The 24,491-nt window shown below is 40.3% G+C and carries 22 protein-coding genes and 1 riboswitch; of the genes, 7 read left to right on the top strand and 15 right to left on the bottom strand.

Annotated features, from left to right (window positions below; genetic code table 11):
• Positions 1-25: 25 nt before the first annotated feature.
• Complete coding sequence (locus AC4PL9_RS12925) at positions 26-526, bottom strand: cytochrome P460 family protein (RefSeq protein WP_491605163.1); 501 nt, start codon at positions 524-526, stop codon at positions 26-28.
• A gap of 231 nt (positions 527-757) precedes the next feature.
• Here AC4PL9_RS12925 and AC4PL9_RS12920 point away from each other — a divergent pair, with 231 nt between their 5' ends.
• From AC4PL9_RS12920 to AC4PL9_RS12910, 3 genes are read left to right on the top strand one after another with little or no spacing between them, the layout of a single operon-like run.
• Complete coding sequence (locus AC4PL9_RS12920; protein WP_491605162.1) at positions 758-1,744, top strand: hypothetical protein; 987 nt, start codon at positions 758-760, stop codon at positions 1,742-1,744.
• On the top strand, positions 1,744-2,250 hold the full coding sequence (locus AC4PL9_RS12915) for a hypothetical protein (RefSeq protein WP_491605161.1): 507 nt from the start codon (positions 1,744-1,746) through the stop codon (positions 2,248-2,250). The genes AC4PL9_RS12920 and AC4PL9_RS12915 overlap by 1 nt, the downstream gene beginning before the upstream one ends.
• 3 nt (positions 2,251-2,253) lie before the next feature.
• The gene (locus AC4PL9_RS12910) at positions 2,254-2,922 is read left to right on the top strand and encodes a hypothetical protein (RefSeq protein WP_491605160.1); all 669 of its coding nucleotides are present in this window, start codon (positions 2,254-2,256) and stop codon (positions 2,920-2,922) included.
• Here AC4PL9_RS12910 and AC4PL9_RS12905 read toward each other — a convergent pair whose 3' ends face one another.
• The 5 genes from AC4PL9_RS12905 to speE form a co-directional block, all read right to left on the bottom strand.
• Positions 2,923-4,935 carry an OmpA family protein gene (locus AC4PL9_RS12905; protein WP_491605159.1) on the bottom strand — a complete coding sequence of 671 codons (2,013 nt, stop codon included), beginning with the start codon at positions 4,933-4,935 and terminating at the stop codon, positions 2,923-2,925.
• Positions 4,936-5,120: 185 nt separating this feature from the next.
• A complete protein-coding gene (locus tag AC4PL9_RS12900) occupies positions 5,121-5,669 on the bottom strand; it encodes a tetratricopeptide repeat protein (protein WP_491605158.1) in 549 nt (182 codons plus the stop codon).
• A gap of 3 nt (positions 5,670-5,672) precedes the next feature.
• A complete protein-coding gene (def, locus tag AC4PL9_RS12895) occupies positions 5,673-6,266 on the bottom strand; it encodes a peptide deformylase (RefSeq protein ID WP_491605157.1) in 594 nt (197 codons plus the stop codon).
• 56 nt (positions 6,267-6,322) lie between these two features.
• On the bottom strand, positions 6,323-7,348 hold the full coding sequence (locus tag AC4PL9_RS12890; RefSeq protein ID WP_491605156.1) for an agmatinase family protein: 1,026 nt from the start codon (positions 7,346-7,348) through the stop codon (positions 6,323-6,325).
• 105 nt (positions 7,349-7,453) lie between these two features.
• Positions 7,454-8,731, bottom strand: a complete 1,278-nt coding sequence (gene speE, locus AC4PL9_RS12885; protein WP_491605155.1) for a polyamine aminopropyltransferase — start codon at positions 8,729-8,731, stop codon at positions 7,454-7,456.
• A 215-nt stretch (positions 8,732-8,946) separates the two neighbouring features.
• Here speE and AC4PL9_RS12880 point away from each other — a divergent pair, with 215 nt between their 5' ends.
• Positions 8,947-9,132 (top strand): hypothetical protein, encoded by a 186-nt coding sequence (locus AC4PL9_RS12880; protein ID WP_491605154.1) that lies wholly within the window; start codon positions 8,947-8,949, stop codon positions 9,130-9,132.
• Between the two features lie 599 nt (positions 9,133-9,731).
• A complete protein-coding gene (locus AC4PL9_RS12875; protein WP_491605153.1) occupies positions 9,732-10,667 on the top strand; it encodes a malate dehydrogenase in 936 nt (311 codons plus the stop codon).
• An 89-nt stretch (positions 10,668-10,756) separates the two neighbouring features.
• Here the strand turns inward: AC4PL9_RS12875 and AC4PL9_RS12870 are convergent, their stop codons facing one another.
• From AC4PL9_RS12870 to AC4PL9_RS12850, 5 genes are all read right to left on the bottom strand, one after another.
• On the bottom strand, positions 10,757-11,272 hold the full coding sequence (locus AC4PL9_RS12870) for a hypothetical protein (protein ID WP_491605152.1): 516 nt from the start codon (positions 11,270-11,272) through the stop codon (positions 10,757-10,759).
• Positions 11,273-11,418: 146 nt separating this feature from the next.
• Positions 11,419-14,844 carry a methylmalonyl-CoA mutase family protein gene (locus AC4PL9_RS12865; protein WP_491605151.1) on the bottom strand — a complete coding sequence of 1,142 codons (3,426 nt, stop codon included), beginning with the start codon at positions 14,842-14,844 and terminating at the stop codon, positions 11,419-11,421.
• A 125-nt stretch (positions 14,845-14,969) separates the two neighbouring features.
• The gene (locus AC4PL9_RS12860; protein WP_491605150.1) at positions 14,970-15,857 is read right to left on the bottom strand and encodes a TIGR01777 family oxidoreductase; all 888 of its coding nucleotides are present in this window, start codon (positions 15,855-15,857) and stop codon (positions 14,970-14,972) included.
• A complete protein-coding gene (locus AC4PL9_RS12855) occupies positions 15,854-16,237 on the bottom strand; it encodes a hypothetical protein (protein WP_491605149.1) in 384 nt (127 codons plus the stop codon). Before AC4PL9_RS12855 ends, AC4PL9_RS12860 begins: the two co-directional genes overlap by 4 nt.
• A 52-nt stretch (positions 16,238-16,289) precedes the next feature.
• Complete coding sequence (locus AC4PL9_RS12850) at positions 16,290-16,793, bottom strand: GbsR/MarR family transcriptional regulator (RefSeq protein ID WP_491605148.1); 504 nt, start codon at positions 16,791-16,793, stop codon at positions 16,290-16,292.
• A 131-nt stretch (positions 16,794-16,924) separates the two neighbouring features.
• On the opposite strand from AC4PL9_RS12850, the gene AC4PL9_RS12845 reads away from it, so the two are divergent.
• Both AC4PL9_RS12845 and AC4PL9_RS12840 read left to right on the top strand, forming a co-directional pair.
• The gene (locus AC4PL9_RS12845) at positions 16,925-17,803 is read left to right on the top strand and encodes a transglutaminase-like domain-containing protein (protein ID WP_491605147.1); all 879 of its coding nucleotides are present in this window, start codon (positions 16,925-16,927) and stop codon (positions 17,801-17,803) included.
• A gap of 28 nt (positions 17,804-17,831) precedes the next feature.
• Positions 17,832-18,947, top strand: coding sequence for a porin (locus AC4PL9_RS12840; RefSeq protein ID WP_491605146.1), 1,116 nt, complete (start codon positions 17,832-17,834; stop codon positions 18,945-18,947).
• Between the two features lie 31 nt (positions 18,948-18,978).
• Here AC4PL9_RS12840 and AC4PL9_RS12835 read toward each other — a convergent pair whose 3' ends face one another.
• The 4 genes from AC4PL9_RS12835 to AC4PL9_RS12820 all read right to left on the bottom strand — a co-directional run bounded on the left by AC4PL9_RS12835 (position 18,979) and on the right by AC4PL9_RS12820 (position 24,098).
• On the bottom strand, positions 18,979-20,052 hold the full coding sequence (locus AC4PL9_RS12835; RefSeq protein WP_491605145.1) for a Fic family protein: 1,074 nt from the start codon (positions 20,050-20,052) through the stop codon (positions 18,979-18,981).
• Positions 20,053-20,367: 315 nt separating this feature from the next.
• Entirely contained in the window at positions 20,368-21,633 is a 1,266-nt protein-coding gene (locus tag AC4PL9_RS12830) for a homoserine dehydrogenase (RefSeq protein WP_491605144.1), read from the bottom strand.
• Between the two features lie 19 nt (positions 21,634-21,652).
• The gene (locus tag AC4PL9_RS12825) at positions 21,653-22,717 is read right to left on the bottom strand and encodes a homoserine O-acetyltransferase family protein (RefSeq protein ID WP_491605143.1); all 1,065 of its coding nucleotides are present in this window, start codon (positions 22,715-22,717) and stop codon (positions 21,653-21,655) included.
• A 61-nt stretch (positions 22,718-22,778) separates the two neighbouring features.
• Positions 22,779-24,098: an O-acetylhomoserine aminocarboxypropyltransferase/cysteine synthase family protein gene (locus AC4PL9_RS12820; RefSeq protein ID WP_491605142.1), complete on the bottom strand. Its 1,320-nt coding sequence runs from the start codon at positions 24,096-24,098 to the stop codon at positions 22,779-22,781.
• Positions 24,099-24,342: 244 nt separating this feature from the next.
• Positions 24,343-24,467: riboswitch (SAM riboswitch) on the bottom strand.
• Between the last annotated feature and the right edge of the window lie 24 nt (positions 24,468-24,491).

Here is a 24,491-nt window from a genome sequence, read left to right as displayed (position 1 = left end):
CATCACCAACTCCTTATTTCGGATATCAGGGGAAGAACTTATTCATCAGCATGTAATCAATACTCCCCGATTGCTGGTGACAATTAATACAGGACGCTCCTTTCTTTTCGGCACTGGACACCACTTTTTTATCCGCATCAATATATCCCCATACCCAACCATTTGCGTCTGCATTTTCATTTCCGGAAGCTTTATACAAAATTGCATAACGTCCTAATGACTCGTCTTCATTGACCAGTTCTTTTACAACCAGTGATCCTTGCGGAAAGACAGCATTCGCAGCAATTTTCCCCTCACTATCCAGTTGCGTCGCTGCGACTGAATTGAAACGCGTTCGGAGAAAAGGATGATCATGACCGGAACCGGAGCTCTTCGGCAACAAAGCATCTGATTTTTTATACCAGGTAAACCCGGAAGTCTGCTCTGCCATCTCAAATAACTCCGCGTCAATACCATTCAATGCTTTATCCTTTTTGCACGCTACCGCCATTGTCAGCACTATAAGAAAAAACACAAACCTCATCATAAGCAATTAGTTAAATAACACTATTTTACACTACTAAATATCCAAAAATACTCCCATACCTGAAAATTAATTCTGTTAAAAGAATCGCACTCCTGTTAAACTCTTAAAGTTTATCTGTGCTATTTTCACGATGTAATGCTGCAGTTGTATTTTTGCTTTTCTTTGAATCCGGTTTTCCACCACCACTTTCCCGAAATTATTTCATAAGTTTGTTGTAATTAAACGAAAGGTATGCTACGCAACAGCCGCATTTTTACTTTGAATTTATACGGAACAGTCATTCTTGCTCTGTGTTTGGTACTGGTGTCCTGTAACGATGTTATTGAAAAGGATATCTCCGGAGAAACTCCCTTCATGATTGTCCCGCAGGCCAATGACACTATTCCCGAATACTCCCATTTTCTTTGGGAACCTTTGGAAGGTGCAACCCACTATCGCTTGCAGATTTTTTCTCCGTCTTTTGCGTCCCCTACATTTATTGCATTTGACTCGACGACTTCAGCAAATTCGTTATTTGTTAGTCTTGAACGGGGTACATACGAATACAAACTAACAGCGCATAACAACGGTTATCAGTCTCTCCCTTCAGGTCCGTTCCCTTTTATCGTAGATACTGTACAGGGAAGTCAGGCACAAATTAATCTGAATACTCCATCTTCGGGTTCTTATTACAACGGTTCCTTTAACGGGTTCTTCAGTTGGTCAGGGCTATCCGGTGTATCATCGTATGAATTCAGTTTGCGGGAAGGAACAGAGTACGCAACAGGAACGATTGTGCATTCCCAAAATGCTATTGCATCTAATTCAATTTCGGTCACTAATGTTGACTACACGGACGGTAATTATGTATGGGGGGTCAAGGCTTATCTTGCCAATGGTGCTTCAACGACAACGTTTACATCCACTTTTCGTATTGACGACACGCCTCCGGTTACTCCTACGCCGGTTGCTCCGGCGGACAACGCAATTGTATCCTCTCCGGTAACGTTTACCTGGAGTAATGCATCCGATACGGGAATTATACAATCACCAGTGACATCTATTGTACAGGTCGCTACTGATGAGGCATTTACTTCTATTGAAACAAGTGAAACAGTAACGGGAACGACCACAGACATCCCGCTTCCATCCGGAAATTATTACTGGCGGGTTTATAATATGGATGCTGCGGGTAATCAGGGAAGCTATTCAACAGTCCGTACACTAACTGTTAATTAATGTTGGGGAAAAACAAATTTGTATCGGTAGTATTATTGATCGTGGTAGGAATTATCTGGATCAATGTCATCGTAAAAATTGTTGGCAACCTTACAGCTGATTCTGAAACACCCGAATCCGCCCTTTATCAGGACACCCCTATTTTACTCCCGAAAGCCGAAGACAGAAATTTTGAGTTATTCTGTGATTACAGAGATCCGTTTCTCGGCAAGTCTTCCGGAGTCTCTCTGCGGGGAAATGATACCGATCCGGATCAGTATACCAATCGGGTTCCCGCGACAACTCCCCCACCTCCGGCGACACGTTCCTGGCCAAATATCCGCTATTTCGGTATTGTAAAACGTACACATTCAAAAGGAGGTACCGGTCTTGTAAAAGTGGATAATTTTACCATGAACCTTAAAACCGGAGACGGTTTTTACGAAGATTATATTGTTCAATCCATGAACAGAGACTCTATCGTTATCTCACGCGGAAAGTCCGAACGAAAAACATTTTACAGATAGACTATGAAATGGTTCTACCCCATCCTTATTGTGCTTATTTCCGGGACAACACTCTATTCCCAAAATGACAATAGATTTAATCCCTTTTCTCTTCCTCCAGCTTTACAGGATGATATCTGGTCTGTGGAGTTTGCACCTTCTTTCTGGATGAAACAGGCTAATGCTCCAACTGCACATAAATTTTCATTTTCCGCCGGGTTGAATTATCACTATGAACTGAATTTTTCTCCGGCAAAGAAATTCGCCATCGCACTTGGTGTAGGTTACTACTATTCGAGTTTAAGCCATCTCGGTACTTTTTCTGCGGACAGTAGCAACACAACACTTTGGAATCACACCGCTCCGACAGATGATCTGAAGTACAGCAGACTGAACCTGCACCGCATCAACCTCCCGTTGGAATTCAGAATAAAACTGAACTCTTCCTTCAAATTTTATTTCGGGTACCAGGCTTCATTTGTTGTCGGAGCAAAAAACCGCGTAAAACTCAACGGTGAAGAGTTTGCCTTCAGTAAGTTTAATAACCTGAACCGGGTTCAACATGGTCCCCGGATTCGGATCGGCTACCGGGACTTTTTTGTTTTCAGTACTGTATACCTTTCCAATTTGTTTTCATCTCCCAGTCCTGTCCATATGCAAACTGTCGAAATAGGTATCAGCATTGGAGGATAACTACAGACTCTGTACGGTAAACTCTACCCTTCTGTTCTTTTGACGTGAATCCGCATCTGCATTCGGTACAAGAGGTGTTCCCTCACCATATCCCTGTGCTTTGATTCGCTGCTCCTGAATTCCCTTTCCGGTCAGGTAGCGCATGACAGAAATTGCCCTGTTTCGGCTAAGAGTAAGATTATATGCCGCCTCTCCTACATCATCCGTATGACCGGATATCTCAATTTGCATAGAAGGATAGTTCTTCATAATCGCAACCAACTGATCCAGTTCGACAAAGGATTCTTTCCGTAGTTCATACTTATCCGTATCAAAATAGACGTTATTGATAATAATTTTTGCTCCTTTTTCAATAGGAACCAGGTAGAGATCTACTTCTTTTTCCTGATAGCCTGCTGTTTTTGGTAATTCAAACTCAGAAGATACCGGCAAGAACTGTTCACGCTTAGCTGAAAAGCCGTATCTCTCCCCGGCTGGTAATACAATTTCATATTTCCCAGTCACAGGGTCAGATTGAGCAAGTCCCATCTCCTTTCCTGAACTCAACGCATAATAGGCTATTGAAGCAGCAAGTGGTTCGTTGGTCTTTTGGTTGCGCACCGTTCCCCGTACCAGAGCAACAGCCTCAGGGCGCAATACCTCCGGAACGGAAGCCCGGTAGATATCACTTTCTCCCAACCCTCCCTCCCGATAGGAAACCAAATAGACATAATCTCCTTTCGCAGGAAGTGTATAATAGGCATCAAACTCTTTTGAATTCAGGTAGGGCCCCAGGTTTTCCGGTTGGGTCCAGTTTTCCCAGGTATCATCTAACCTCCGTGTAACAAAAATATCTGAGCCTCCATACGTAGGAAACCCCGAAGTACTGTAATAAAGGGTTTTCTCGTCAGAAGCTAAAAAAGGAGAAATTTCACTGGCTGCCGTATTTAATGTATTTCCTAATGACTTAGGTACTGTCCATGTTCCGTCTTTTTTTCTAAACGAAACATGCAGATCTTTGGTTCCCTGTTTGTCAAGCATAATAGCCATTACAAGAATTTTTCCCGAATTCGAAATACAATATTCGCCAAACGGTCCGTGATTTTGAAACGAATCGATTTCAATGTTTTCAGGAAAAGCCCAACCGTCAATTTGTTTTTGGGTAAAAGAAATCCCCGGTGTCGATGTCCCGTCTTTGTTGTACTGGTTCAAAAGAAAAATCTTCTGTCCGTCCGGTGTGATTCCGAAAACCGAATTGTTGAATGCATTATTTACAGGAGCTTTTACATTCTTTGCCGGTTCAAAGGTTCCGTCTTCCCTAATCTGGCTCAACCATACATCCTGCGCTTCAATGGGAGCGATATTTTCCGGGTGATTCTGACGTGTAAAGTACAGGGTCTTTCCGTTAGGGGAAATTACAGGAGACAAATCTCCTGTAGGAGAATTAACGGCCTCTCCCAGACTTTCCATAGTAACAACCTGTTTCTCAACTTCAGGATTTACGTTTATTTTTATCTCGTAGGGTTCGTGGTGATTTGCTATGGCTATGGCATCAACCTGATTAAAACCGTTAATATATTTCGTCTGCATTTCAATACGTACCGCGTTTACTTTAAAAGTCGTCGGAGCAAATTTGACTGACAATAGTCTTGCTGATGAAAGAGCGATTAATGAATCAACCTCGTATACGGTTTGTTCGACTCCCTTCTCCCCTTTCACGATGACCCGTGAGATACTTCCCGGGTTAAACGATTCGTGAACAATTACCTGCTGAACCTGCTGAGGAACTGCAAAACCGACTTCAATAAAATCGCTCTCTTCATTATTCTTTTTGGCCGGTGCCCAGGCACAGGGATTTGCTTTATTCAAAGAGAAGGTACTGGGTTCACCGAGTACCTGATTCGCCCGGTATTGTCCCGGGTATTTTTTATAGTCAAATTCGGAGGAAAACGCAATCACTTTTGATGCCCACTGGAAATCCTGCGCCAACAGGAAAACAGGGACGAAAAATAAACAACTCAGCAAATACTTCATATCTCTTCTTGTACCGGGTATTCAGCTTTCGGTTTTTCCGAAAGTCCTACTCAAATGTAACACAAGAAGCTCTTTTTCAAAATAGTATCTCCTGGATATTTTTAAAAACAAGAGAAAAATACGGCAATCTATCTACAAAAAAAGCCGGGTTGTATTGCCCGGCTTTTTTTCTCTGTGAATTTCGATTAATTCATCATTTCAACGCGTTCCTCAAAAGAGTAAGGAACCAGTTTTATCAATTCTTCTATTTCCTCACGTTCCGCATCCGGAAGATTCGGAAACGTCTCAAGATATTCTACGTACGCCTGACGAGCTCTTGCCGTATCGCGTAATAAGTCTAATGATGTTGCACGATTATACATCAGGAATTTTTTGTTCTTGTACTCCGGAAAACGGGAAAGTAACGTATCGGTATAAATTACCGCCTTCTTGTACTTCTGTAACTGCGAAAAATAACCTTGTACCCGATCCAGACATTCGGCAGAGTATGCGTCTTCCGGAAAATGATCAACATACTGAAGGTTTTTGGAAATTGCAAGATCATACAGATCTTTAGGTACTTCCGGAATCACTTTAAATAGTGAATCCTCCAGATTTTTGATCTCCGTTTGTAATCCTTCTCGGGAAACTGTCGCATCAATAGTTGAATCGGTTGTTTCAGTACTGTTTTCATCAGTCCCGGAACAAGCCACTAACAAGGTGGAAACCATTAATAAAAAACCAATTCTTTTCATTACTTATTTTTTAGATTTTACCGGAAATTTCATTCTGTAATCAACGTCTACCAACCCTTTTGAAATATTGGCCAGTTTCTTCTGCAACAATCTCTTTTTCAATGGGGAAATATGGTCGGTAAACAAAACTCCCTCGATGTGATCGTATTCATGCTGAACAACACGCGCAGCATATCCGTCGAATTCTTCTTCGTGGAACTCCCAGTTTTCATCAAAGTAAGTCACGCGAATTTTAGGTTTTCGCTGTACATCTTCCCTGATTTTCGGAATACTAAGGCATCCTTCACTAAACGCCCATTCTTTCCCTTCTTCTTCTTCTATAATCGGATTGATAAACACCTTTTTAAAGTTCTCAACTCCTTCAGCTCTCGGATCTTCCTCTCCATCTTCATCCGGTTCTGCAAACGGCGATGCATCAACAACGAAAAGCCGGATAGACCTCCCGATCTGGGGAGCTGCCAAACCAACTCCATGAGCAGCATACATTGTTTCAAACATATCTGCTATCAACTGGTCCAGTCCTTCGTAATCTTCATCGATCTCCTCTGCCATTTTTTTCAAAACAGGATCTCCGTATGCGACTATGGGTAAAATCATTCGTATCAATTTTGTGCAAAATTACTACTTATTCAGGAGAATGACAACAAGCGGCCTTACTGTCGTGAAGCTTTTGCAGCGATACACAAATTCCATAACGCTCGTGCCCCTACATTTCCATCCCATTCATCATCCCCAACCTCATTCAAGTCAAAACCAATGATTTCTTTACCCGACAACGCCAGTTCAAATAACAGATACACTACCTCTTCAAGCTCAAAACCTCCGGGAACAGGAGTTCCGGTATTCGGACATAAATAGGGCTTTAACGCATCAATATCGAAAGAAACATATACTTTCTGAGGTAACTCAGCAAGTATTTCACTTACCTGTTCTTTCCAGGTTTTTCCTTCGTATCCCGCTTCTTTTATTTCCCAGTCGTAGAAGGTTCGGATTCTCGGATCGCTATTCACCAGATCAACTTCTGTCTGCGCAACATCCCGAATTCCTACCTGCACCAGTTTTTGTACATTATCCAGTTTCAGCGCATTAAACATAATAGATGCGTGGGATTGCTCAAACCCTTCGTAGGCATCCCGGAGATCAGCATGTGCATCAATTTGCAGGATTCCGAACTCTTCTTTTTCCGCCAATGCGGTGATCAAACCCAACGGAGTGGAGTGTTCTCCTCCCAAAACGGCTACTAATTTCCCTTCTTCTCTTAACTCAAGTGCCTTTTCTTTAAGGTGAAGCGCCAATGCCTGTTGCGCTTCCGCTATTTCTGTCAGTGTGCGCTGGTAGGCCGGATTCGTTGAAATGGTACCTCCATCCTCCAGGAAACTGATATACTCCATAGCTTTCCCACAGTACTTATCATTAATTTCTTTCCACTCGCCTGAAATCGGAGTCATCGCGATGCGTGTTTTCCATGCCTCCGGAAATTTCGGGTGGTAAAAATCGAGCTGCGGGGAGGCATCCAGAATTCGTTGTGGTCCGTTGCTTGTTCCTTTTCCAAAAGATGCCGTAGCATCCCAGGGAACGGGAATGATTACAATTTCCGCATCTTCTATCGTATAGGGAAACCCGAAGATATTCCCATTATTTATCCCGACTCCGTTAGGATCAAAGTTCTCGTAATTCATATCCGTTTTTTTTATGTATTCTACGAATAAAAAAGACGCAAGCTTTTCAGTTCTTACGTCTTTTTCTATGTTTTGTCTGCGCCAATTGTAAAGCGCAAAAATTTACTATTTCAACAGGTCTTTCACAAACCCCGGAGTAGCAAAACTTCCCCGATGCACATCTGCATTATAATAACGCAATCCTTGTTTTTCAACAAATGCTTCAATTTCATCATCATTTGTGATCTTCTTCGGATTTGCATCACCTTTTACTCCCCACTGGAAGCTCCACATTCCTGTTGGATACGTTGGAACAAAGAACAAACTTGTGTATGTATGGTCTTTACCAAAAATATCGGCCAATGTATGATGAAGTTCTGCAAAAGCTTTCTCATTGAACTTCGGAGATTCTCCCTGTGTCAATAGGATTCCTCCCGGCTTCAATGCTTTTGCACAATTGTTGAAGAATTCAACAGAGAACAATCCTTCTGCAGGTCCAACCGGATCAGAACCATCCACCAGAATAAGGTCATAAGATTCTGCTTTGGCGTTAGCCGCAAATGCTATTCCGTCTCCTACTATTAGTTCCAGTTTCGGATCGTCAAACGACGCTGCAATGGTAGGAAGGTGTTTTTTACAGGCTTCAATCACTTCTCCGTCGATCTCCACCATTGTTACTTTTTCAACTCCTTCGTGACGAAGAATTTCACGAACGGTTCCACCGTCTCCTCCTCCGATCACCAAAACATTTTTCACATTTCCATGTGTAAACATTGCCGGGTGAGAAATCATTTCATGATAGTGAAACTCGTCTTTCTCAGTTGTCATAACCATATCGTCCAATGCCAACATCTTACCGTACTTATACGACTCAAGAATTTTAACACGCTGATAAGGTGACTGTACATCGTGAAATACCTCCCCGGTGTAACGCAATGACAATGCCTGATTATCATCTTTATCTGTAAACCATACATTCCGCGTGTAGAAATCCGGATTTCTTCTTCCTTTTGCCTCCTCACGCATAGTCGTAAGATCAAAATCCATGCGATCCAACAAACTTAGTGAACCACGACGCATTTCAACCGCAGAGTAATTTTTCGCCTGAAAAACCTCTTTTAGGTAATCAAATGAAACCCATGCGTCGATATCTCCACATGTAAAAAGGTCCACTGCTGCATAACCATATTCTGGCCAGGTATGAATAGCTAAGTGACTTTCCTGAATAACAACTACCCCTGATACCCCATATGGAGAAAAGTGGTGAAAAGTTGAATTAATAACTGTAGCACCAGCCTTAATTGCCGCATCAACCATTCCTTGTTCGATCGTTGATACTTCATTCATAATCTGTGGAGTACATCCACTGAATTCAACCAAAATGTGATTTCCTAATGCATTCATTTTCTTTAAACGAAATTTTAAATTATACTACAAAGTTATGTAGAAACAAAGAATAATAATTCCTATTGGTTTGTTAAATTAAAAAAACATTTCAAAAACCCAAAACAACCACTAATAATCAACCACTTAACCTTCAACAAACATCGCTGTGCACCTGCTTTTTTTGCTTTTCTGACAGGAAGAGTGTACATTCATCACATCTAAAATTAAAAATTATGCGAAAAACGTATCTTCTTTTACTCATTGGCGGAATTTTAGTGACTTTTGGTATCTCATCCTGTAAAAAGGAATGTGGAGACTGTCCTGACAGCCATTTTTTGGTAGTTGATAATCCTAAAGAGGGAGATTGTATCTGTTGCCCGAACGGAACCACCTATGAAGGAGGATTTTGCCAGGAATAAAACGACTTAAAAAACAAAAAGAGAAGTAAAGCTTTACTTCCCTTCTCTTTTTGCTAAACCATGCTAAAACTATAAAACCCAAAAATTGTAACCACGTACGGTTACAGAACAAATGTACAAAGATTTTTTATTCGTACAAGTATTTCTCTTTTTTTATTTGATTTTTTTTCTCACACCAATTTTTCATCCCTTCTTCAAACAAATTTCCGCATTGCACCAACTTCTATAAAACGTCTAAATCAACACTGATTACCGTTTAATCAAAAAAGAATACCGTTAACATTTTTTTCATCAGAAAACGGCAATAGTTACTTAACTTTGCATAACAAAATCTTTACAAGTAAGTTTTTGTTTTCATAGTAGTTTTTTGGTTTATTAAGCCGGTCTCACTCATACATCTTTTTCATAGGGTTGTAAGTTGGTAGTAGTAGTTCAAAATGAGTGAGACCGGTTTTTCTTTTACTTTTCACTTCATATTTTTCCGAACTGCATTATTGGCAAGAAAACTGACAAAATTCATTCAGTGCTACCCCTTTAATGTGCAAACTCTTTACTATCTTAGTAGCCGAAAATAATTCGAAATTCAAAAATATTCCAAAATGAAAGTAACCGTAGTTGGAGCAGGTGCAGTTGGAGCGAGTTGTGCAGAATACATCGCTATCAAAAACTTTGCATCTGAAGTTGTCCTTGTTGACATTAAAGAAGGATTTGCAGAAGGAAAAGCAATGGATCTTATGCAGTGTGCTAATCTGAATGGATTTGACACAAAAATTGTTGGTAGTACAAATGATTACAGTAAAACAGCAGGAAGTGACGTAGCTGTAATTACATCAGGAATTCCACGTAAGCCGGGAATGACTCGTGAAGAGTTAATCGGAATTAACGCAGGAATTGTAAAAGAAGTTGCTGCAAACCTGATTAAGCATTCTCCGAACGTTATCCTTGTTGTGGTTAGTAACCCAATGGATACAATGGCATACCTTACTCATAAAGCTACCGGATTGCCGAAAAACCGTATTATCGGAATGGGAGGAGCTCTTGACAGCGCCCGTTTCAAATACAGATTGTCAGAAGCTTTGGGGTGTCCTGCTTCTGACGTGGACGGAATGGTAATTGCTGCCCACAGTGATACTGGAATGGTACCTTTGATCAGTAATGCAACACGTAATGGAATGCCGGTTTCGAATTTCCTTACTGAAGAGCGTATGCAAAAGGTGGTTGAAGATACTAAAGTAGGAGGAGCGACACTTACAGGTCTTTTGGGAACTTCTGCATGGTATGCCCCAGGAGCTGCTGTTTCTGAAATCGTTCGCGCTATTGCTCAGGACTCTAAGAAAATGATTCCTTGTTCGGTTATGTTGGAAGGCGAATACGGTCAAAATGACATCTGTCTGGGAGTACCTTGTATTCTTGGTAAAAATGGTATCGAAGAGATCGTATCTATTGAATTATCAGATGCTGAAAAGGCAAAAATTGAAGAAAGTGCTCAAGCGGTAAGAAATGTTAATGCATTACTTGCTGACGCTATTGCGTAATTATCACTCTTGAAAAGTATATACTAAAAAACCCCTCTCCAACGAGAGGGGTTTTCTTTTTTATCAATCTTTGTTTCGTCTATTCTCTACTATCGTTCTTCTGTTTCTTCCGACTCATATACGTACATAATTTTTTCACGACCTTCCATAATTAAAAAGATCTCACTTCCGTCCTGTTTCGTGTAGGCCAGATCAGAAATATCGACTACCAACTCTTCCGTAAGCAAAGCACGACATCTGTCTCCACCCGCATCATGTACAATCATAACCGGACGTTGCGGAGGCATTGATTTCATAATCATTTTCGACCCCATAACTGTAAAGGAGTGATCCGCACAGCCCCCTCCGTATTGTACCGTCAGATGCAATTTGTTCCCGTCAATATGCGCATCAAGAACACTAAAAGGATCACTCTTTACATCCTGCGACATATCAGCCAACTCAACTGTAACTTTAGAGTTTCGTCTTTCTGACTGCTGCTCATTATTGTTTTCCGTATTCTTCATTTCAACTACTTCACTGTTCTCTACTGCTTTTTTCTTGTTTCCACACGAAACACTCATTAGTCCAACGACCAACAGACTCACTATAACTCCTTTTCTCATACTACTCGTTTTACAACAGCTAAAGTACAACTTTTGTGCCTTTTTTCACCTTCTACTCTATTTCCCCGGTTTCATAGTACAAAAAAGCCGGGGGCTGAACCTCCGGCTTTTTGTATTTCTAAAAATTAAATCTAATAATGAATCTATTACATATTTCGTCGGTACTGTCCCCCGACTTCAAATAAAGCTCTTGTGATTTGTCCCAAAGAGCAATATTTTGAAGCTTCCATTAATTCCGTGAACATATTACGGTTAGTAACAGCAGCATCCTGTACACGCCCCAACATTTCTTCAACCTTATCCGAATTACGCCGGTGAAGATTTGCCAGCATGTTAATTTGATACTGTTTCTCTTCTTCCGTTGCGCGGATTACTTCTGCCGGAACAATCGTAGGAGAACCTTTTGAACTCAGGAAAGTATTTACACCGATGATCGGATATTCTCCTGTATGTTTCAATGTTTCGTAGTACAATGACTCTTCCTGTATTTTTGATCGCTGGTACATCGTTTCCATAGCCCCAAGTACCCCACCTCGTTCTGTAATACGATCAAACTCTGTAAGAACCGCTTCTTCCACCAATTCCGTAAGCTCTTCAATGATGAAAGCTCCCTGAATCGGATTTTCATTTTTCGCCAGTCCTAATTCGCGGTTAATGATCAACTGAATAGCCATCGCACGACGTACCGACTCTTCGGTAGGTGTTGTAATCGCTTCATCGTATGCATTTGTATGTAGCGAATTACAGTTATCATAAATTGCATACAGCGCCTGAAGTGTAGTACGGATATCATTAAAATCAATTTCCTGTGCATGCAACGAACGCCCGGACGTCTGAATATGATATTTCAACATTTGTGCGCGTGGGTTCGCTCCGTACTTCTTAGCAAGTGCTTTTGCCCAAATTCTTCGGGCCACCCGACCTATTACCGCATACTCAGGGTCAATTCCGTTTGAGAAGAAGAAGGAAAGATTTGGTCCGAAGGCATTGATATCCATACCCCGACTCAAATAATACTCTACATAGGTAAATCCATTCGCCAGTGTAAGCGCCAATTGTGTAATCGGATTCGCTCCTGCCTCAGCGATATGGTATCCTGAAATAGATACGGAATAGAAATTCCTTACTGCTTTGTCAATAAAGTATTCCTGTACATCTCCCATCAACCGTAATGCAAATTCGGTCGAGAAGATACACGTATTTTGTGCCTGATCTTCTTTCAGGATATCTGCCTGAACTGTTCCCCGTACTTGTTTTAGTGTTTCTGTCTTAATTCGGCTGTAAACATCCTCGGGAAGCACCTGATCTCCCGTAACTCCCAACAGCATCAGTCCTAATCCGTCATTACCTTCAGGTAACTTACCCTGATAACGGGGGCGTTCTACACCTTTTTCTTTATATATCGCACTGATTTTGGCTTCCACCTCTTCTTCCAGTCCGTTTTCTTTAATATACACCTCACACTCCTGATCAATGGCTGCGTTCATAAAGAACCCTAACAACATGGGAGCAGGACCGTTAATTGTCATCGAAACAGAAGTTTTCGGATCGGACAGGCGGAATCCTGAATACAATTTTTTAGCATCATCCAGACAGCAGATAGAAACTCCTGAATTACCGATCTTCCCGTAAATATCAGGACGAACAGCCGGATCATTTCCATAAAGCGTTACGGAGTCAAATGCCGTAGAAAGCCGTTTAGCCGGCATACCAAGACTCACATAGTGAAAACGTCGGTTGGTACGTTCCGGACCACCCTCTCCCGCAAACATACGTGTCGGATCTTCTCCTTCCCGTTTGAACGGGAACAATCCTGCTGTGTACGGATATTCTCCCGGAACATTTTCCTGCAGTATCCACATCAACAAATCCCCCCATGCCTCATACTTAGGTAACGCCACTTTAGGGATCTGTGAATGCGACAGGGATTCCGTATGTGTTTTTATTGATAATTCTTTATCCCGAACCTTAAATGTATAAAGCGGTTCTCTGTATTTTCTCTTTTTCTCACCCCAGGACAAAAGCGCTTCCCAGTTATGTGGATCCAGATCCATTTTTACCCGGTCAAACTCTTTCAACAAAAGACTTACCAACTCCTTATTTTCGTCAGAAGGATTCAATTTTTCTTCTTCAATTCCGGATTTGGTCAACTCAGGAGCTGTTCCTGAGACGGATTCTATTGTTTTATAGATCCCGAACAAGCGCTGTGCGACTTTAGCCTGTTCTTCTGCCCATGCATCATACGCGCGGTTATTTTCTGATATTTCCGATAAATAACGGGTTCGTGACGGAGGAATGACAAATATCTTTTCCGACATTTCACGCGTAATTGCGAATGATGAATCTAATTCTGCTGAAGTTTTTTCAGCCACTTTATCCATAATTACTTTATAAAGCGCGTTCATTCCCGGGTCGTTAAACTGCGAGGCGATCGTGCCATATACCGGAATATCTTCATCTTTTGCATCCCACATCAGGTGGTTACGCACAAATTGCTTTTTCACATCTCTCAATGCGTCTAATGCTCCTCTTTTATCAAACTTGTTGATAGCAACAACATCTGCAAAATCCAGCATATCGATTTTTTCCAGCTGTGTTGCCGCACCAAATTCAGGAGTCATCACATATAAAGCAACATCTGAATGATCCATGATCTCCGTATCAGACTGTCCGATCCCGGAAGTTTCCAGAATAATCAAATCATATTTTGCAGCTTTCAGAATCTCAACGGCCTCTGCTACGTGTTTTGACAAAGCCAGATTGCTTTGACGGGTCGCTAAAGAGCGCATATATACTCGCTCATTACTGATGGCATTCATACGAATACGATCCCCTAGTAAAGCACCTCCTGTTTTTCGTTTCGAAGGGTCTACCGAGATAATTGCGATTTGCTTATCTGTAAAGTCGATCAGGAATCGTCTCACCAGCTCATCTACCAAAGATGATTTTCCGGCTCCTCCTGTACCTGTTATCCCTAATACCGGAGTTACTGAATCTTTAGACATGGCATGTACTTTATCCAATAACTCTTTAGAGGCTTCCGGGAAATTTTCAGCAGCAGAGATCAGACGTGCAATTGTATTCACATCTTTATCTGCCAGTTTCTGCAAATCCAGTTCCGGGTCATTTCCAACCGGGTAATCACTTTTTTCTACCAGATCATTAATCATTCCCTGAAGTCCAAGTGATCTTCCATCATCCGGATGATAAATCCGGGTAATTCCATACCCTTGTAATTCGCTGATTTCTTCGGGAAGAATCGTTCCTCCTCCACCTCCGAATAACTTTATATGACCTGCTCCTTTTTCCTGTAGCAAATCATACATATACTTAAAATATTCCGTATGTCCTCCCTGGTAAGATGTCATAGCTATTGCCTGTACATCTTCCTGAATGGCGCAATTGACTACCTCTTCAACACTCCTGTCATGCCCAAGGTGAATCACTTCACAACCGGTAGACTGGATAATTCGTCGCATGATATTAATTGCTGCATCATGCCCGTCAAAGAGAGAAGCTGCTGTCACCACTCTGACCTTATTTTTCGGCTTATAGGGTTCCTGATTTGTCATATTCTTTTGATCTGTCTCATTACGATAAGAGGCAAATTTAATGAAAAAAGCAGGAATGTCAGGTACAGATTATGATATGAATTTACCCGGTATGCAATTCAAAAAGACCTCGTATCATATCCTGTTTATCTCTGAAGGCTATTCAGGGCCGAATCTATTGTTCCAAACTGAAACATAAATCCACTTTTCAACAAGCGCTCCGGCACCACCCATCTGCTTTTCAGAATCAATTCCGGTTCTGTACGAATCAGGAATGCTCCACATTTCAATAACCTCTCCGGTAACGGCAAACCTATTGGAACAGCATACTGTTTTCTCAACGTCTTCATAAACTGCTCATTATTCACAGGTGCGGGTGCGCTACAATTAATAACCGTATCACTTATTTTTCCTTCTTTCACCCAAAGAATTGTTCTGTACACATCCTCAATATGAATCCAGCTCACCATTTGTTTCCCATTCCCTTGCTTCCCTCCAAGCCCCATTTTAACAAGCCGTCTGAGCGGTGTCAAAGCACCTCCTCCATCGCCAATAACAATGGCTGTACGCAAAACAACCTGTTTTACTTGTGAGTGTCTTTCCGAGAAAAAAATACGCTCCCAAGTTTTAGCTACTTTCTCCGAAAAACCATCACCCAAAACTCCTTTTTCTTCTGTCATTGGTTTTATTCTCGAATCCTCGTAGATGGTTGCTGTGCTAAAATTGATCCAAACAGGTGGTGGTGAAGAACACGCTTTTATCATTTCATGTAACAGAATAGTGGTTTCTGTTCTGGATGTTAGAATTTTCCATTTGTTGGTATCAGAATACCTGCAATCAACTGATTTACCCGACAGATTAATCAACATTTCACTATTTTCCAGCGCATTGACAATCCCCTCCTTATCACTCCATTTTACCCCCTGCTTTCCTCTTGAAATACAAACAACATCATAGCCGTCGGCTTCAAATCTTTTTTTAAGGTAAGTTCCTATAAACCCGGTTCCACCTGCCAGAATAATTCTTCTTTTCATAACGACTCCAATTTTAATATGTTAATATCCTTCCTAGTCAGGTTCAGGTACACAAATGCCAATACGATTCCCATGATGAACATAAAATATAGATACATGATCAGGAAGATATACCCTACTTCATGAACGAATAAAACCGACACACACATGACTCCGATAATCAATGTCCAAAGAATCGACTTTGCATACAACCTGATTAACCGTTGATTTTTTATCCTTCGTTTGAGATGTACAAAAAAACTCAGTAATTGCCATCCTCCCAAGCCAAAATAGAAGATTAAGAATGAAACATACTCGTACCCATCAATTACTAAAAAAATAAGAGCCGTTACAATAATCAGTATTTGCATAAAATAATCTATGCGTATTATCTTTTTCATATTTATATTTTTAAAGTTTCAGAATTAATTGAAAGTTTTGGTTAAAAAATTTTTATTTCATTATTTTCATTACGAGTCCATAAAACCAGTTCTTATCTGTTTTGCTGAATTTATCCAGAAACCCATCTACTGATTCAGAAAACTCAGCGATATCTTTGGTTACTTTTTTAAACTCCAATGCTTCTACCGAGTCTTTTATCTCTACTTGATTCAATTCAGCTAACAAAGACAGTACAGGTTCTATTTCTCTTTTTCTTCTTTCTCTGGCAATGTTTCTGGCTACTTTATCAATATTCTTCTCCGCTCTGAAAAACTCCATACGTTCCCCTATACGCAGATCTTTATAAATTAATCCCCAATCAATCAGAGCTCGGAGATTCATATTCGCATTACCTCGCGAAATCTTTAGCTGTTCCATCACCTCATCTGTAGAGAGTGAATTAGCAGAAACTAACAGTAACGCATGAATCTGCGCCATGGTTTTATTAATTCCCCAACTAGAGCCTAATTGTGCCCAGGTATGAATGAATTTATCTTTAGCCTCCTGTAATTCCATGAAACAAATTTATGCATCTTTTTTAATTTTCAAAAATTTCTGAAAGAAAAATTAGAGAATTTAACAATCCACTATTCAAAAGTTTACATTCGTCTCAAAAAATGAGCGCCTTAAGATCCTAACTTTGTAACATGGTGAAAACCGAATCCATAGAAGCCTTGATACGACTGCTCGACGATCCTGATGAACATATCGTATCTCACGTTCGTTCCAAGCTTTTGGATATCGGTCCTGCTGCACTTGAATTTCTTCGTACCTCAGTAGATATTCTGGATTTCGAGCCTGTTGCTTTTACTGAAGTTGAACGATTAATGCAGGAACTTCAATTTGCAGAAGTAAAAGCAGAGTTAACGGACTGGATCAAAAAACCGGAGAAAGATTTATTGCAGGGAGCCTATCTCATAGCAAAGTATCAATTTCCTGATTTGGAGTACCGCCAGCTTAATGAGCAGATTACTTCTATAGAAAAAAAGGTCTGGTTAGAACTGAATGGAAAGCTTACCAGTTTTGAAATTGTTAAAACAATTAATGCTGTTTTGTTTGACTTCTATGGATTTAAAGGAGCAGAGACACATGACTTTTCTCCTTATCATTCGCTTCTGAATACAGTTCTCGAAGAGCGGGAAGGCACTCCTCTAAGCCTCTCAATACTATACAGTATCATAGCCCAACGATTGGAAATCCCAATATACGGAGTAGGATTCCCTAATCACTTTATTCTTGCCTACATGGATGAATATCGCATTCATCGTTTATTACAGTCCGACGGATCAGGAGGTGTTCTTTTTTATATTGATCCTTTTGCAAAAGGTGAGTTACTTTCCCGTGGAAATCTGGAAGACACACTTCAACATTATCAGATGCTCCCGCAGCGTCATTTTTTTGAACCCTCTTCACACTCTTCGATCTTAATCCGAATGATCAACAATCTCATTGTATCCTATAACCGACTTAACAGAATAGATAAAGTAAGCGAGTTAGATACTTTAAAAAAGTGCTTTATTTCGTAGTTTTGCACGAAACTTTTACGAATATAACATGTACTTAAAACCATTCTTTCTTGCTCTAAGTTTTTTACTTACTTCCCCAGCCTATACACAAATAGATTCCTTATGGAAACAAGCTCCTTCTCTTTCGCTTACAGGCTTCGCAGATGTATATTACGTCTATGATTTTAACACACCTAAGTATTCGCGACAATATTTCTTTTTTAACCACAACCGACACAATGAATTTAATCTGAATAATGCAGTTCTTCTGTTTAAACTGGATCATCCGAAATACAGAACTAACATAGGGTTTCACGCAGGCACCTACGTACAAGATAATTATTGGCATGAAAACTCCATGCTTCGCTCTATTTATGAAGCCAATATTGGAATCTCTATTTCCAAACGCAATAAAGTATGGATTGATGCCGGAATTTTCAGTTCACACATGGGATTTGAAAGTGCATTATCTATTGACAACCCAACTCTTACCCGCTCTTTTGTTGCCGAGAGTTCTCCTTATTATTTGTCGGGAGCCAAAATAACTTATACACCTTCGGAGAAATGGGAGTTCGCTGGAATCATCAGTAATGGATGGCAACGCATTCGCCGGGTTCCGGGCAGCAGTATTCCTTCTGGAGGTACACAAATTATTTTTAAACCTTCAGAACGTTTCCTCATAAATTGGAGTACATTCGCCACATCTGAGTACCCGGACTCATCTCGTAGAATGCGTTATTTCAGTAATCTTTACACGGATATTACTCCCGGAGATCGTTTCAGACTAATTTTAGGGTTTGATATCGGAATAGAAGAACCTTATGAAAATCCTGTTTACCCTAAAAGTAAATTATTTTCCACCTGGATAGCTCCTGTTGCAATAGCCCGATTCAATTTTTCAAAAAAATGGGGAATGGCTATTCGGGCAGAGTACTTTAAAGACAAAGACGGAGTAATTATCTATGCTCCTTATCCAAAGGGATTCAACACATTAAGCTCTTCGATCAATTTGGATTACTCACCTATCCCTCAAATCAGTTGCAGAGTTGAAGGAAGAGTTCTGGTAGACGAAAGCAGGGTTTATAGTCGCGGAGATACCTATACGAAAACAAACTTTTTTGTTGGAGTTTCTATTGCAGCCAAATTTGAAAAGATCTGGAAGTAGAAATGAGGTTGTCCCGATTTGGAAAACAACCTCATCCACATAACTCAAGATGTTCTTTTAATGATTCAATTGTTGTATCGACAATCAATTCGATAAAAACAGACTTGTCATCCGTCGTCTGGCACTTTTCAAGTGCGGAATAATAACGCAAACGAGAGGTATTATCCCCTTTCAGATTTGCAATCGTATATCCGAAAGACAAGAGTATCAGATTCATTACCAATCGGGATGTCCGTCCGTTTCCATCTATAAACGGATGCACTGTAACTACTCTTTCATGCATTTCTGCTGCGAGAATCACCGGATGCATGATATCTTTGTTTTTCTCAAAAAACACAAATACATCCTCCATCAGTTTGGGGACAAGATAGGGCTGAGCCGGAACAAAAGAAGCTCCACCTATTCGAACCGGTACATTTCTGTATTTCCCTGCATTCTCCCGGTCAATCCCTTTCAATACCAGATAATGTAATTCTTTCAGCACACGTTCATTTAAGTCAATTTTTTGACCGACCAGATCATACAGGTAATCAATCGCTTCGGAATGGTTAACAGCCTCAAGATGTTCCCGAACGGATTTACCTCCTATCGTGATTCCCTGATTGACCACCAGATGAGTCTCTTGCATAGTTAATGTATTTCCTTCTATCCGGTTACTTTCGTAGGTGTAATTTACGCGAAAATATTCTTCCATTTTACGGATCTGCCCCATATCCAATGGGCGATTAGCTTTCCATTTCATTAACAACTCATCGCATTCTGAAAGTTTATCTTTCATCCTTTCCGAAAGTCCCTCAACCTGTTCCTGCTTTTGTGCAATTCGATATTTTACAGCATCTTCTGCAAGGATCAATGCTTCTAACCCCACGTTTTCATATTGAACCTCTTTGACAATTTTATCACTCAACCAATGAGCTAGTGTTGTATCTAGTGGAATACTTAAGGCGATAGAAAGAGCTACAACATTTTTTCGGGTTGCTGTTCGTTCACCTCTTTCTATTTTGCTTAGAATAGCCGTATCTATCCCGGTACGCATTGAAAGTTCACTTAGTGTCCAATTGAATTGTTCACGATGTCCACGTATGATTTCTCCGAATGTTTTCATTTGACAAAAAATGTTTTGACAAATATAGTCAATTTTTTAGTTTATTTATTCGATTTGTCTATTTTAGCATTTTTCTCCTTCTAATGATACCAAAACATAAGTTTTTAGTACTATTCTTTATCCTGATATTGGTTCGATTGGAAGTGTTGTATACCTCAATTTGTCACAATATTTATTCGAAAAAGCCTATCAAAAAGAACAAGAGGAGATTTTAAGGACGCTATTGAATACCTTTTTAAAATTATTCGTAAGAATCAAAATAATTTATCTGCCCTTATAAGAGGAGCAACAAACAAATCAGAAGCGGGAACATTTTCAAGAAGTATATCCCAATAGAAGTTCTTTTTTCTTTTGTACTCCAACTACCTGCGGGTTCTCTGATAATCCAACAGAAGCGTCCGGTAGAACTGCAAAAAACAAGTGTTTCTTCTTATTAAAATCCATTGCTTTTAATTCACTGAAAAGCACTCGTCCTGTTTTATACGCATACTCATCAGATACGAAACGTGTGTACTCCAGCTCAAAATTCAACTCATTCAGTCCGATTTCTCCTTCCGATGACCCCAGATAGATATCAAGAGAGAAATCATTGGTGAAAAATGTGTCAATCACGCTTTGTTCCTTCTTATACTCATACTGGTAATCAAACAATAAGGCAGCAATATCTGACAACACAGCACTTGCCGTAGGATAACTTCCAGCACCTTTACCAATAAAAAGCTGTTTATCAGAAAATAGGGCTTCCACAACAATTGCGTTAAACTCATTTTCCACGGTGTAAGCAAAGTGTGTTTCCGGAACAAAGTACGGAGCTACCATTCCTAGTATATGTTTCCCTATTTTTTGCGCATGTGAGAACAGCTTCACCTGATACCCCTTTTCAGTAGCATAATTTAGGTCCTGGGGTTTAATATTCCTGATTCCCATATTAGCTATATCATCCGGTTGAACTGTAATTCCAAAAGCATGTTTTATAAGCAAAACTAACTTGAACTTAGAATCATACCCATCGATATCCATGGTCGGATCGCTCTCTGCAAACCCTAATTCCTGAGCTTTGCTCAATGCCTCCGCGAAAGTCAACCCACGATTGGTTTGTGAAAGAATATAATTGGTTGTCCCATTACAAATCCCTGTAACAGACGATAAACTATCATTATTATAATATTCCTCCAGGTTTCTGATCACTGGTATACTACCACAAACAGAAGCCTCATACAAAAATGAAACCTCATTTTTTCTGGCAAGTTTAATCAGTTCATCCAAATGTTCGGCTACCATCTTTTTATTGGCCGTAACAACATGCTTCCCCCTTTTTAGTGCTTCAGAAACAATCTCATAAGCGGCATTTGCATCATCTATTAATTCAACCACTACATTGATTTCATCATCATCAAGAATAGCATACCTGTCTGTTGTCAAAATATATTCAGACAAGGTTCTCTTCTTATTTTGATCCCGGATACATATCGTTTTAATCTCCGCATCAATTAATGAACTCCGGTTTAACACTTCATAAAGTCCGCCTCCGACACAACCGAGACCAAACAATCCTATGGTTAATTTCTCTTTATTCTTCATTGTATCTTTTACTATTTTACTACACTACTCCTTGCCGTCTTTGTTGACGAAAAATGGTCTTTCTGTATCTGGAAAAGTCATTGTACAGAAAATCTTTAATCAATTCATCCACCCGAACGGTCTCCGTTAAAAATCCATCATGACCATAATGGGATGGAATAACTTCAAAACAACTGTCTGTAATATGTTCTGCTAAAAACAATTGTTCCTCAATAGGAAAAAGGATATCCGTATCCACACCAAGCACCAATGTTCTCGCTGTAATTCGTCTCAAAGCACTTTCTATATTGGTATACTTTCTTCCAACATTATGGGCATCCATTGCTTTTGACAAAGACCAGTATGCATACGCATCAAATCTCTTTACAAACTTATCTCCCTGGTATTGTTGATAGGAAGAAGCCCTGAAGTGATCCCTTTTATGCTTAAAATCTTCTCTTTGGGTTCTTGTATAACCCGCATAACTTCTATAACTTAACATAGCAATGGAACGAGCAGCTTTCAACCCAAATGCTCCTCCTCCGGGAATATTAGCCCGAAATGATTCATCTGCCCAAAGAGCCATTCGTTGTGATTCATTGAAGGCAATACCCCAGGGTGAATGTTGTGCATTAGCTGCAACCAAAATCAGATTTGAAAAACGATCCGGTTCATCAACTGCCCACTGCACAGCCTGTTGCCCTCCCAAAGATGCTCCAATAAGCACTTTTATGTGATTAATCCCCAACTCATCAGCTACTAATTGATGTATCCCTACCATATCGTCAATGGTTACAAGTGGAAAATGCACTCCTTTCTGGTTTTCGCAGATTTTTTCATGAGAAGGGCCTGTTGTTCCATAGCAAGATCCCAACACATTTGCACAAACAATAAAATACTTTGATGGATCAAGGGATTTGTGCTCTCCGAAAATTCCGGCCCACCAATCATGAACTTCTGAATTTCCCGTCAGCGCATGACAAACCCAGATTACATTATTCTTCTGTCTGTTCAATTTACCATATGTCGAATAAGCTACTTCTACCTGCCGTAGACGCTCCCCATTCTGAAGGTCTATTGCATTTTTTACTTTCAGAATCTTCATGTTTCTCTTTTTAGAAAGGTTAGCTCCGGAACACCGGAACTACCCCATCATTCAGCAATTACTATGCTCCCTGCAACTTTTTTATTGTTACAAAAGCTTCATTAATATCAGTTTTCAAATCTTCAACATGCTCAATTCCAACAGACAAACGCAACCACCCGGGAGCTACTCCCGACGCAAGCTGTTCTTCTGAAGACAACTGTTCATGTGTCGTCGATGCCGGATGAATAATCAAGGTTTTCGAATCTCCAACATTTGCCAGATGAGAAATCAGGTTTAGGTTATTTACAAAACGATCCGCCTGTTCTTTTCCTCCTCTTACTTTGAATGATAAAACCCCTCCTGCACCATTTTTCAGGTATTTCTTTGCATTTTCATAATACACGGAAGAAGGTAACCCCGGGTAATTTACAGCTTCCACTTCCGGGTGTTCGCTCAACCATACAGCCAGTTTTTGAGCATTCTCAACTGTTCGCTCTACGCGTAGAGAAAGGGTTTCAAGTCCCTGAAGCAATAAAAAAGAATTGAACGGAGATATGGCCGGTCCAAAATCCCTCAGCCCTTCAACCCTTGCCCGAATTGCAAAAGCTATATTCCCAAAAGGACTGTCGGCTCCAAACACATCCCAGAAGACTAATCCATGATATCCTTCTGAGGGTTCTGTAAACTGGGGAAATTTACCATTACCCCAATTGTACTTTCCTGCATCGATAATTACCCCTCCGATACTGGTTCCATGACCTCCGATCCACTTTGTTGCTGAAGCAACGACAATATCCGCTCCATGCTCGATCGGTTTAAAAATAAATCCGGCTGCACCAAAAGTGTTGTCCACAATAAGTGGAATATCATACGATTTTGCAATCCGACTGATCTTTTCAAAATCAGCAATACTAAATTCCGGATTACCTATCGCCTCCAAATAAATGGCTTTTGTTTGTTTATCAATTCGTTCTTCTATCGATACCGGATCAACTCCTTTAGCGAACCGAACTTCTATCCCCAAACGTTTGAAAGCGACCTTAAACTGATTATAAGTTCCTCCATACAAGTGTGATGAAGTCACGAAGTTGTCACCTGCCTCCAGAATCGTATTCAGGGCAATAAACTGGGCTGCCTGTCCGGAAGCTACTGCTACCGCAGCAACACCACCTTCAAGAGCAGCAATTCTCTTCTCAAAAACATCAGTAGTAGGATTCATGATCCGTGTGTATATATTCCCGAATTCTTTTAATCCAAACAAATTGGCTGCATGTTCAGAATCCTGGAAAACATAAGATGAAGTTTGATAAATCGGTACAGCTCGTGAACCTGTTACCGGATCAGCCTCCTGTCCTGCGTGAAGCTGAAGTGTTTCAAAACGATAATTTTTCGTTGACATTTTTCTAAAATTTTAATGGATTGAATAAAACAGTTAACAGATAGTAAATACACGCGAGTGTCGGGCCCTGACATGAACTCGGTTTATTTACTGAAATATGGAGCTAAAGAAATTAGCTACACATACAACAACAGCAACAACAAGAGTTATGTTGCTGAAACAATAAGGTGCTGTTTTGATTGTTCCCTTTTCGGGAAGAAAGTGTTAACCGGATGGATGCTTTTGAGTGTTTCATTTCTCTTTCAATTTATATTCTCCGAAAAATCGGAATCTGGAATTGGCACCGGTTTTCCAATATCAGCATACTGATACTTAAAGTTGGTTGCCAGTGGGTCTACAAGCCAGTCTCTCGCCACTTCTTTATAAATCATTATTCAAATGAACTTTGACGCT

Source organism: Wandonia sp., assembly GCF_984588085.1.
This window is presented reverse-complemented; position numbering and strand designations above follow the sequence as displayed.